Source organism: Luteimonas sp. A534, assembly GCF_054072805.1.
The window spans coordinates 829,241-840,075 of sequence record NZ_JBSVRR010000001.1 but is presented as its reverse complement, the minus strand read 5'-3'; the positions used below and the strand labels follow the sequence as shown (position 1 = coordinate 840,075).

The window sequence follows — 10,835 nt, the reverse complement described above, 5'->3', positions numbered from 1 at the left end:
CAGCCACGATGCCCTACACCCCGATCCTGGCCACCCTCGGCTACGTGCTCTCGCCCGACGGGCGCCGGGTGCTGATGATCCACCGCAACGCGCGCCCCGGCGACCTCCACCTGGGCAAGTACAACGGCCTGGGCGGCAAGCTCGAGGCGAACGAGGACGCGCTCGCCTGCATGCGTCGGGAGATCCGCGAAGAGGCCGCGATCGAATGCACGCGCATGCAACTGCGCGGCACCATCAGCTGGCCGGGCTTCGGCAAGCATGGCGAGGACTGGTTCGCCTTCGTCTTCCTGGTCACGGAGTTCACCGGCACGCCGCTGGCGGCGAATCCGGAAGGCACGCTGGAGTGGGTGGACGTCGACAGCGTGCTCGAGCTGCCGCTGTGGGAAGGTGATCGCCACTTCGTGCCGCTGGTGTTCGACGACGACCCGCGCGCCTTCCACGGCGTGATGCCCTATCGCGACGGGCGCATGCAGTCCTGGGCGTTCTCGCGCACCTGAGCGCGGAGTCAGGCCTCGCGTTCGACCTGGCGCGCGGGGTCGCTGAGTTCAAGCTCCCGCAGGATCACGCCGGCCTGGGTGCGGTTGCGCGCCCCGAGCTTCTCGAAGATCGCCGACAGGTGGGCCTTCACCGTGCGCTCCTGCACGTCCAGCCGGTCGGCGATCTGCTTGTTGAGCAGGCCGTCCGCCACCAGCGCCAGTACGCGGAACTGCTGCGGCGTGAGGCTGGCCAGGCGCGCGGCCAGGTCGGCGTCGCCGGGCGTGGAGTGCGCGCGCGACACGGCGCCGCGCAGCGCCGGTGGCAGCCACTCTTCGCAGGCCAGCACGGTGCGGATCGCGTCACGCATTTCGTCCAGGCCGGCGCTCTTGGGGATGTAGCCGGCAGCACCGTGGTCGAGCGCGCGCCGTACCACCTGCGGATCTTCGTTCGCCGACACCAGCACCACGGCGACCGCCGGGAACTGGGCGCGGATCGCGGCCAGCCCGGCCAGTCCGTGGTTGCCCGGCATGTGCAGGTCGAGCAGTACCAGATCGATGTCCGGACGTGACTCCAGCAGGGCGAGGGTCGCGTCGAGCGTGCCGGCCTCGAGCGTCTCGGTGCCGGCCTCGGCTTCCACAGCAGCGCCGCGCATGGCGGCGCGGAACAGCGGGTGGTCGTCGGCGATGAGCAGGGTGGCCATGATGCTGCTTGGTCGTCCGCGGCCGTTACTGCGTCGACCAGCCGCCGTCGACCGGGAAGGAGGCGCCGGTGACGTTGTGCGCTTCGCGGCGGCACAGCCACGTCGCCAGCGCGCCGATCTCTTCGGGCAGCGTCATGCGCAGGCTGGGCTGCTTCTCGGCCAGCAGCGCACGCACGCCATCGTCGCGGCTGCCGCCGTTGCGGCGGGCTTCGATCTGCGGCTCGATCAGCGGCGTCTCCACCCAGCCCGGGCAGATGCAGTTGACGGTCACGCCGCCGCCATCGCGGCTGCCGACGGCGGCGTATTCCAGCGCCGCGACCTTGGACAGGCCGACGATGCCGTGCTTGCTGGCGACGTAGGGCGCCTTGTCCTTCGAGGCCACCAGGCCGTGCACCGAGGCGATGTTCACCACCCGGCCGTAGCCGCGCGCCGCCATGCCCGGCATCGCCAGGCGCATGGTGTGGAAGGCGGCGCTCAGGTTGATGGCGATGATGGCGTCCCACTTGCCGACCGGCATCTCGGCCAGCGGCACCGCGTGCTGGATGCCGGCGTTGTTGACCAGCACGTCGATCGGCGACCAGGCGTCGATGTCGGCCATCATCTTGCTGATCGCGTCCGGGTCCAGCAGGTTGGCGTCGAAGTGGCGGACGTCACGGCCGCCCGCGGCGCGCACGGCGTCGAGCGCCGCGTTGACCTGGGATTCGTCGCCGAGGCCGTTGATCGCCACACGGGCGCCGGCCTGGGCCAGCGAGCAGGCGATCGCCAGGCCGATGCCCGAGGTGCTGCCGGTCACCAGCGCGGTGCGGCCGGAAAGGAAGGTGTCGGTCATGGCGTCGGCTGCGGGGTGCGGGGAGGACGTCCACGGTAGCAAATCGCCACCCCGCATCCCTGCGTACAAAAGTACGATGCCGGCGGCGCTGTCGACTGCTACGGTGCAGGCCATTCCCCGTACCAGAAGGTGGCGCACGTGCGCGAGACACAGCATCGGATCCTGCCTGCGCCCAGGGCGCGCCTGCGCTCCGCCGCGGTGGCGCTGGCCGTGACCGCGGCGATTGCCGGCTGCGCTTCGCAGTCAACGCGCGACGCCACCACGGAGGCCGTGATGTTTGAATACCAGCGCAGCAGCATGCACCGCGATGGCGACGACCTGCTCACCGCCGGACTCGGCATCGACGGCCTGCGCCAGATGGTGCCGCCCGCGTTCGCCGATGCCGAAGCGCCGACCGCCGCCGAGCTGCGTCGCCGTGCGCTGTGGAGCAACTGGCGCGGCATCGCAGATCTCGGTCCCGGCGGCGGCTACGGCGTGCTGTACGGCAGCATGGACGCTGTGCCGGGGCGCGAGTTCTCGGCCTACGCCACGGTGCCGGGCGCGACGCATCCGCACCGCGTGCTGCTGCAGCTGCCCGACGGCTTCGATGCCGCAAAGCGCTGCGTGGTGGTGACCGCGTCTTCGGGTTCGCGCGGCATCTACGGATCGATCGCCGTGGCCGGCGCCTGGGGCCTGCCGCGCGGCTGCGCCGTGGCCTATACCGACAAGGGCGCGGGCAGCGACTACTTCGACCTGGATGCGGGCATCGGCTTCGGGGCTGATGGTCGCGCCGCGGCGAAGGATACGGCCAGCGACCTCGCCTTCGTACCCGATGCGCCCGCAGGCGCGACCGGCGTCGCCTTCAAGCACGCGCACTCGCGGGACAACCCCGAGGCCGACTGGGGCCGCCACGTGAAGCAGGCCGCGGAGTTCGCGCTGCAGGCGCTGGACGACGCGCTGCCCGCGCAGGCGCCCTTCACCTTCGACAACACCCGCGTGATCGCGGTCGGAATCTCCAACGGCGGCGGCGCGGTGCTGCGCGCGGCGGAACTGGAGGGCGACTGGCTCGATGCCGTCGTCGCCGGCGAGCCCAGCGTTTACGTGGAAGGGCAGGGTGGACGCACGCTCTACGACTACACCACCGAAGCCGCGCTGCTGATGCCCTGCGCGCTGCTCGACATGGACAACCTGCCGCAGCCGCCGCTGCTCACCCAGGTCAAGCCGCTGTATGCCGCGCGTTGCGCGTCACTTGCCGCCGGGGGGCTGCTGTCCGGTGCCGACACCGCCGCACAGGCGCGCGAGGCCCACGACGCACTGCGCGACGCCGGCTGGACCGACGAGGCGCTGCGCGCCGGTGCGCTGTCCGCGGGCTTCGACCTGTGGCGTGCGGTGGCCGCGACTTACGCAAGCGCCTATGGCCGCTACGGCGTTGGCGAGGGTCCCTGTGGCTTCTCCTTCGCCGCCCAAGGCACCGACTTCCTGCCACGGGCGGCAACCGCCGCCGAGCGCGCAGCCTGGTGGTCGGATGCCAGCGGCATCCCGCCGGGCTCGGGCGTCGGCCTCGTCGATGCGGGCATGGCCCCGCCGGACCTCACCCTGAAGGGCCTGCAGTGTCTGCGCGAGCTGTGGACGGGCGAGGGCGCCGATGCCGATCGCGTGCGTGCCGGCATCGCCGCCACCCGCGCCGCGCCGCCGCGCGAAGGGCTGCCGGTGGTGGTGGTGCACGGTCTCGACGACGGCCTGATCCCGGTCGCGTTCAGCAGTGCGCCCTACGTCGCCCACTCCCGCACCGCGGGCCGCGACGTGCGCTACTGGCAGGTGCGCAACGTGCAGCATTTCGATGGTTTCCTGGCGCTGCCCGACTACGCCGCGCGCTACCTGCCCCTGCTGCCCTATGTGTACGAAGCACTCGACCGCGTCGATGCGCATCTCGATGGCGCGGCACTGCCCGCCGATGCGGTGATCGACACGACGCCGCGCGGCACGGCGGCGCTGGAGGCCTCGCACCTGGCCATTCCGCGCTGAATGGCCCTGCGGCAATGCCTGTCGCCGCTATGGCGGCTCCCACAAAAAAAGCGCCGTTGTGGGAGCGGCTATAGCCGCGATCCGGCGCCCGGCAGGAACCACTTGCTCCACCGTGACGGCCGGTTTGGCATGCTGGCCTCCCAACCGCGACAGGAACGGCGATGACCCGCCAGCGACACTTCTCGATGATTCGCGACTTCCAGCTCGCGGACTGGTTCACGCTCGCCAACGCCGTCTGCGGTACCGGTGCCATCTTCGCGGCGATGCGCTACCTGCAGGAAGGCGGCATCCGCGACCTGATGCTGGGCATGGCGCTGATCCCACTGGCCTTCGTGTTCGATGCCCTCGACGGCCGCGTCGCGCGCTGGCGCAAAGTGGCCTCCACGCTCGGCCGTGAGCTCGATTCGCTGTCCGATGTGATCTCGTTTGGCGTCGCCCCTGCCGCGCTCGGCTATGCCTGCGGTCTCCAGGGCGGCTGGGACTGGGTGGTCCTGAGCTACTTCGTCGGCTGTGGCGTGAGCCGCCTGGCGCGCTACAACGTCACCGCTGAAACGCTCGCCGATGGCGGCGACAAGGTGAAGTACTTCGAGGGCACCCCGATCCCCAGCAGCGTGGCCATCGTGCTGCTGCTGGCGGTGGCGGCCTGGCAGGGCGCGCTCGGCGACGCGATCTGGTTCGGGCAGTGGCAGCTCGGCCCCTGGCAGCTGCATCCGCTGGTGCTGGTCTATGCGCTTTCGGGCTCGCTGATGATCAGCAAGACGATCCGCATCCCCAAGCCCTGATCCGCGCTGGCGCCGACATCGCGCATTGCTATGATCGGTGGAACAGATGGAGGTGCGCGATGTCGGTGAATCCACGGGACGATTTCGAGTCACTGGCACGGCGCTACTGGGCTGCCTGGGGCGATGCGCTGCGCGACGCGGTGCCGGGCAGCGGCGCGATGCCTGGATTCGGCGCAATGCCTGGCATGGGTGCGATGCCCGGATTGGGCGCGGTGCCCGGAATGGGTGCGATGCCGGGCATGTCCGGACCGCAGGTATCGCCGCAGGGCGCGGAGGCCTGGCAGCAATTGCTGGACTGGTGGACGCAGCTGGCCCACGGCGGCCGCACCGAAGCCAATGATGCGCTCACGCATTTCAACAGCCAGGCGCGCCGCTGGTACGGGCGCATGCAGGAGGTCGCCGCGCGCTTCGCCGGGCAGGAAGCCAGTGCGGTCGACGTCGCGCGCGCCTGGAAGGAAGCGCTGGGCGCCAGCGGCGAGAACCCGTTCCCGGAGATGCTGCGCAGCATGCGCGGCCACGGACTGCAGGGCCTGGAGCAGTGGGTCGAGGATGCCTCGCCCTGGCTCGACGCGGTGCGCGGCGAGGGCATGGCCTTGCTGCGGATGCCGGCCTTCGGCTCCGGGCGAGAGCAGCAGGAGCGCCTGCAGGCGCTGGCCGGCCACGTGGCCGAGTACCAGCAGGCGTCCAGTGCCTACGCTGCGCTGATGCTGAAGGCGCAGCAGGAAGCGTTCGTGATCTTCGAAAGCAGGTTGATCGACCACGAGGAACCGGGCCGCCAGATCCAGTCGGCGCGCGCCCTGTTCGACCTCTGGATCGATGCCGCCGAGGAGGCCTACGCCGAGATCGCGCTGTCGCCCGAGTTCCGCGAGGTGTACGGAAACCTGGTCAACGCGCAGATGCGCGTGCGCGGCGGCGTGCAGCGCATGGTCGAAGACGCCTGCACGCAGCTGGGCATGCCCACCCGCAGCGAACTTGATGGCGCGCACCGCAAGCTGGCGCAGCTGGAGCGCGAGGTACGGCGGCTCCGCGATGCGGTGGCGGGCGGGACGGGTGGTGGTGCGCGCGCGTCGGCGGCGCCACAGCGTCGGCAGGCGTCTGCGACTGCTTCGATGCCTGTATCAGAGCCTGCGGCGCCGACGGTGTCCGCTGGAGAACCCGCTGTGGCGGCCAGGCGCACGTCCAAGGCGCCGAAGAAGACGGCCGCACGCAGCACGACGAAGGCTGCGACGAAGCGCGCTCCCGCGCGTGCTGCGAAGAAGGCGACGAAGCGTGTGACCAAGCGCGTATCGGAGAGCGCGCCGGCCCGTGCCGCGAAGCCTGCCAAGACAGCCAAGACAGCCAAGCCTGCGAAGACGGCCAAGACTACGCAGGCGGTCAAGACAGCCAAGTCAGCGAAGAGGGCGGTGAAGCGCGTTGCAAAGGCCGCCACGACGCGCGCTGCCAAGCGTCCGGCCGGGAAGGTCGCCAAGCGCGCCACGAAGGCGAGCGGCGGACGCTCCTCCGCCGGCAGGAGCTTCGGCGGCGCGATCGCCGGCGCGATGCCACGGGCACCCGCGCCGATGGCGTCGACGACGAAGAAATCCGTGAAGAAGGGGACGCGCTGACATGTACGGTCCGCTCAACATCACCCCCGCGGGGCTCGCCGAAGAGGCGATGCGCCTGCAACAGAAACTTGCCGCGGGCCTGCAGGTGCTGCGCGAAGTCGATGACGTCGACTTCGGCGCCACCCACCGCCAGGAGGTCTGGCGCGACGGCAAGGTCGTGCTCTACCGCTTCATCGGCGATCGCGAACCCACCGCGCGCGTCCCGCTGCTGATCGCCTACGCCCTGGTCAACCGCCCCTACATGGTCGACCTGCAGGACAACAAGTCGCTGGTGCGCCAGCTGCTCGCGCGCGGCGAGGACGTCTACATCATCGACTGGGGCTACCCCGACCGTTCCGATCGCTTCCTCGACCTCGAGGACTACATCGAGCGCTTCATCGGCGGCGCCGTCGACCACCTGCGCGACAGGCACCGGCTGGATGCCATCAACCTGCTCGGCATCTGCCAGGGCGGGGCGTTCTCGCTCAGCTATGCCGCGCTCAATCCCGCCAAGGTGCGCAACCTGATCACCATGGTCACGCCGGTGGACTTCCACACGCCGGACAACATGCTGTCGAACTGGACGCGCGGCATGGACGTCGACCTGCTCGTCGACACGCTCGGCAACGTGCCGGCCGATCTCATGAACATGTGCTACCTCACGCTCAAGCCCTGGCGGCTGTTCGTGCAGAAGTACGTGGGCATGGCCGACATCCTCGATGACAAGGCGGCGATGGAGGACTTCCTGCGCATGGAGAAGTGGATCTTCGATTCGCCCGACCAGGCCGGCGAGGCCTTCCGCCAGTTCATCAAGATGTTCTACCAGGGCAACGGCTTCGTCGAAGGCGGCATCGAGATCGGCGGGCGCGAGGTGCACCTGGGCCTGGTCGAGATGCCGGTGCTCAACATCTACGCCGAACAGGACCACCTGGTGCCGCCGTCGGCCTCGAAGCCGCTGGGGGGGCTGATCGGCGGCAGCGACTATTCCGAGCTGTCGTTCCGCGGGGGCCATATCGGCATCTACGTGTCGGGACGGGCGCAGAAGGAAGTGCCCGACGCGATCCACAACTGGCTGGCGCAGCGGTGAACGCGGTGAAGCCCAGCCTCAGCCGGCCACTCGACGACCGCGTGCTGGTGGGCGTGATCGGCGGCATCGCGCGCCGCTTCGGCTGGAGTTCCACCCTGCTGCGCGTGTTGTACGTGGTGTTCTCGGTGCTGTCGGCGGCCTTCCCCGGAATCATCGTCTACCTGGTGCTGTGGCTGCTGATGCCCGAGGACGGGTGAGCGCGCGCGACGTGCTCGCGTTCCGGGGCATGCTCGGTGCGCTCGGCATCGCCTGGACGCTGCCCAATACCCTCGCCGGCCTCGCGGTCGGGCTGGCCGCGCTGCCGTTCGGCGCGCGCGTGTGCCTGCGCAGGCGCGACCTTGCGCTGGTGTTCGACGCCGTGCCCTGGGGGCCGGGCGGGGCGCTCACGCTGGGCAACGTGATCCTCCACACCGGCGACAGCATCGACTGCGACTGCCTGACGTACGCGCATCGTGCAGGGCTGTGCGAGCACCCTGCGGTGCGCCTTGCCGACCACGAGCGCGCCCACGTGCTGCAGTACATGGCGCTCGGAATCCTGTTCCTGCCCCTGTACTTCCTGTGCGGCGGGATCAGCGTGCGCAACCGCTTCGAGCGCGCTGCCGATCGCTACGCGCTCACCGGCCGCGGATGGTGGCCCTGGCCGACGCCGCCGACGGACGGTCGCGTGGATTGACGATCGTTTAACGCCACGGGCGCTACTGTCGATGCGTCGAAGAAAAAGCGGAAGGCCTCACAGCCAGACGCAATCGCTTCGACAAACGGGAGGCTCAGCCGACCGGGGAAACCCGGACGACTGGGCCTTTCATTTGTGGGGCTGGCGCCGTCCCCTGGGGTTTACCCGGGGCGCCGCGCCGATACGGACGCGCTAGTCTGGCCGCTACATCGGAGGCCATGCCCATGAGTCCAGTCCGCCTGCGTGACGACGTCACGCCCTGGTCCTTCTTCCTTCCCACGATGCTCGCGGTGACCGTGGGTATCCTCGCAGCCGATGTGGTCGCCCATGTGGCCGGTGCGGTTTTCGGTTCAGACGACACGCCTGTCGTGGCCACCGCGGATGCGCCGCGGGTCGGCGCGGTCCGGGACGACTTCGAAGAGGGCCCGCTGGCCGAAGGTGCGGGCGCGGTCGAGGTCGGCCAGTCCAGCGGCGGCGACCTGGTGCTGCTTCCGGGACCCGTGGCCGCGATGCGTGATGGCGCCGAGCGCGCCTGCATCAACCACACGATCGCCCTGCGGCGCCCCAACGGCTGGGAGCAGGGACTCGAAGAGAACGTGCCGCTGCGCTGCCGCGCCAGCTCTCCCTGACAGGAACGCCGATGGCGGCCGCTTCCGCGATATCAGGCAGTGACCAGGGGCAGCAAGGTGATGCTGTCGCCGCGGCGCGCGCCAGCGGGACCGTAACGCCTCTCGGCGAACAGCACGTGGTCGCGTGCCACCAGCACCACGCTGCTGCAGCGCGTGCCGTATTCGGGTCCGCTCACGAATGGAGGCGAGAGTGCGCGTTCAAGCTCGAGTCCAACGCCCGTGTCGGGAAGCCTGTCATCGGGGGCCGGCCGAGTGTCGGCCAGGGCCGTGAACAGCGGATCCAGGGCCTCGGGTGCGCCGAGGGGATCGGCAGCGGCATCCGGCGTATCCAGCCAGGCCTCCAGCGCGCGCGTGGCCACCATGCTTTTCGGCCAGGGCGCGTCGAAGGCCCCGTTGGACATGGCGTGCATGCCCGGAGCCACTTCGACCCGGGAGGTCGCGGGATGGTTGCTGGCGTGGACGAGTGAGCGGCCATCCCAGAACAGCGCGTTGAACAGGCCATAGCCGTCGGCGGCCGCCTGCGTCGCGGCGAAGTTCTCCGACGTGGCACGGCCCCGCACGAAGTCGCGGACCAGCCATCCCCTCGAGCAGGGCCGTTGCGCCATGCCGCTGCCGCGACCATCGCGGACGTTGGTCACGGCTGCAAGCCGGCCCCATGGCGACACCTGCAGCCAGCCGCCGCCCTGCACCAGGTCACGGCCGCCGTAAACGCCGGGCGCGTCGGGGTCGAGGCTGGCCGCGGCCGTGGGACGCCCGTGGAACTCGTCGCGGTTGGCGGCGATGGCCAGCGGGTAGCGGGGATGGAGTTGCCAGGCGAGGGCGATCAGGCACATGCCGCCATGGTAGCGGCCCGGGGCAGGAGTCACCCGGAAGGGATCGTGCGTCAGACGTAGCAGCTGAAGTTCCCGGCCCAGCACCGTAGCCGATGGCCACGGCCAAACTCCCTGTAGGCGGCGCGCCGTCCGTTGGTGCGCTGTGCTGCCGGACCCACATGATCCGGCAGCGCGCGGGCCCGCGGTATCAGCGCAGACCCGGCAAAAGGGTCAGAAAAATCCTACAGTGGTGCCGGAAGTGGGACTCGAACCCACACAGGTGTTTAGCCCGGCGGATTTTGAGTCCGCTGCGTCTACCGATTCCGCCATTCCGGCGCGGGCGCCAAGTATAGCGGCCGATCGGCAACCGCCAAGGGATTTCCGGAGATCCGTCGGTGTGTGCCATGCCGGTATCGCTTGAGGTCGGAATGCCCTCTCAACGCAACCATCGTGCGATTGATAAGGAATAGCAGTTCACGACTCACGTCCATGTTCACCGTTCCCCGTGTTGCAGTTCTGCGTCACAGCGCATTGATGTGATCGCATCTGCTCGAGGACCGTCAAGCTCGCCGGTTACAGGTACCCGCCTGTCTCTTATGAGGAAAAGTCCGATTCAAGTGTCGCCGCGTCGGTAGGCAGCACGTTCTCCGTGCGTACATGCCATTCGCCGCTCACCGGCTCGAACCGCGAGCACGCTTCCAGCGGTGCTTCGTAGACATGCAGGGACACGGCGATCGCGTCCGCGTCGGCGTTGCGGATGGTGTGGTACTCGTGCGGGGGGATCAGGCTGCCGGCACTGCCGGGACCGGCCTGCAGGCCGCCGGCGCAGCGGAAGCGGAAGCGGTCGCCGTCACTCTCCAGCAGCTCGTACTGGGTGATTTCAAGCTCGCCTGCCCACACGCCTTCCACGCACCAGCAGCCGGCATGGTCGTGGATCGGCGTGCCCTGGCCTGGCCCCCAGGTCATGGCGACCACGCTGTACCCGTGCTCCGGGCTGCGATACAGCTCGCGGCGGGCGTAATGGTCGGCGATCGGCGAATGCACGCAGTCGGGAAGACGGACCGCGGGATCGCGGATCAGTCCGCACATCACGTTGCGCAGGGCCGCGGTGACCGCGTGGCAGTCGCCGGCGCCGAGCGCGGCGTCGATGCCGGCGATCAGGTGCTCGCGGCCGGGGAAGTCGATGTCGGACAGGACGCCATCGGCGTCCTCACGGGTCTGGGTCATGCACCCGAGTGTACGACGCCCCGCGCCGCCCT

At 69.8% G+C, this 10,835-nt stretch carries 12 protein-coding genes and 1 tRNA gene; 8 read left to right on the top strand and 5 right to left on the bottom strand.

Annotated elements, in window-relative coordinates:
* The first annotated feature begins 8 nt into the window (after nt 1-8).
* Entirely contained in the window at nt 9-497 is a 489-nt protein-coding gene (locus tag ACW5F0_RS03775) for an NUDIX hydrolase (RefSeq protein WP_456964687.1), read from the top strand.
* An 8-nt stretch (nt 498-505) separates the two neighbouring features.
* On the opposite strand, the gene ACW5F0_RS03770 is transcribed toward ACW5F0_RS03775, so the two are convergent.
* On the bottom strand, nt 506-1,177 hold the full coding sequence (locus tag ACW5F0_RS03770; RefSeq protein WP_456964686.1) for a response regulator: 672 nt from the start codon (nt 1,175-1,177) through the stop codon (nt 506-508).
* A 25-nt stretch (nt 1,178-1,202) separates the two neighbouring features.
* Nucleotides 1,203-2,006: a 3-hydroxybutyrate dehydrogenase gene (locus ACW5F0_RS03765; RefSeq protein ID WP_456999057.1), complete on the bottom strand. Its 804-nt coding sequence runs from the start codon at nt 2,004-2,006 to the stop codon at nt 1,203-1,205.
* Nucleotides 2,007-2,144: 138 nt separating this feature from the next.
* Here ACW5F0_RS03765 and ACW5F0_RS03760 point away from each other — a divergent pair, with 138 nt between their 5' ends.
* From ACW5F0_RS03760 to ACW5F0_RS03730, 7 genes are all read left to right on the top strand, one after another.
* Entirely contained in the window at nt 2,145-4,010 is a 1,866-nt protein-coding gene (locus ACW5F0_RS03760; RefSeq protein ID WP_456999056.1) for a 3-hydroxybutyrate oligomer hydrolase family protein, read from the top strand.
* Nucleotides 4,011-4,171: 161 nt separating this feature from the next.
* The gene (locus ACW5F0_RS03755) at nt 4,172-4,792 is read left to right on the top strand and encodes a CDP-alcohol phosphatidyltransferase family protein (RefSeq protein ID WP_456999055.1); all 621 of its coding nucleotides are present in this window, start codon (nt 4,172-4,174) and stop codon (nt 4,790-4,792) included.
* A 59-nt stretch (nt 4,793-4,851) separates the two neighbouring features.
* Nucleotides 4,852-6,396 (top strand): class III poly(R)-hydroxyalkanoic acid synthase subunit PhaE, encoded by a 1,545-nt coding sequence (gene phaE, locus ACW5F0_RS03750; protein ID WP_456999054.1) that lies wholly within the window; start codon nt 4,852-4,854, stop codon nt 6,394-6,396.
* A gap of 1 nt (nt 6,397) precedes the next feature.
* The gene (phaC, locus tag ACW5F0_RS03745) at nt 6,398-7,462 is read left to right on the top strand and encodes a class III poly(R)-hydroxyalkanoic acid synthase subunit PhaC (protein WP_456999052.1); all 1,065 of its coding nucleotides are present in this window, start codon (nt 6,398-6,400) and stop codon (nt 7,460-7,462) included.
* Nucleotides 7,463-7,467: 5 nt separating this feature from the next.
* Entirely contained in the window at nt 7,468-7,659 is a 192-nt protein-coding gene (locus tag ACW5F0_RS03740) for a PspC domain-containing protein (RefSeq protein ID WP_456964680.1), read from the top strand.
* Between the two features lie 29 nt (nt 7,660-7,688).
* Nucleotides 7,689-8,135, top strand: a complete 447-nt coding sequence (locus tag ACW5F0_RS03735) for a hypothetical protein (RefSeq protein ID WP_456965262.1) — start codon at nt 7,689-7,691, stop codon at nt 8,133-8,135.
* Between the two features lie 224 nt (nt 8,136-8,359).
* The gene (locus ACW5F0_RS03730) at nt 8,360-8,764 is read left to right on the top strand and encodes a hypothetical protein (protein WP_456964679.1); all 405 of its coding nucleotides are present in this window, start codon (nt 8,360-8,362) and stop codon (nt 8,762-8,764) included.
* Nucleotides 8,765-8,796: 32 nt separating this feature from the next.
* On the opposite strand, the gene ACW5F0_RS03725 is transcribed toward ACW5F0_RS03730, so the two are convergent.
* The 3 genes from ACW5F0_RS03725 to ACW5F0_RS03715 all read right to left on the bottom strand — a co-directional run bounded on the left by ACW5F0_RS03725 (nt 8,797) and on the right by ACW5F0_RS03715 (nt 10,803).
* A complete protein-coding gene (locus ACW5F0_RS03725; RefSeq protein WP_456999051.1) occupies nt 8,797-9,597 on the bottom strand; it encodes an NRDE family protein in 801 nt (266 codons plus the stop codon).
* A gap of 227 nt (nt 9,598-9,824) precedes the next feature.
* A tRNA-Leu gene (locus ACW5F0_RS03720) sits at nt 9,825-9,912 on the bottom strand.
* Nucleotides 9,913-10,170: 258 nt separating this feature from the next.
* On the bottom strand, nt 10,171-10,803 hold the full coding sequence (locus tag ACW5F0_RS03715; RefSeq protein ID WP_456964677.1) for a cysteine dioxygenase: 633 nt from the start codon (nt 10,801-10,803) through the stop codon (nt 10,171-10,173).
* Nucleotides 10,804-10,835: the final 32 nt, after the last annotated feature.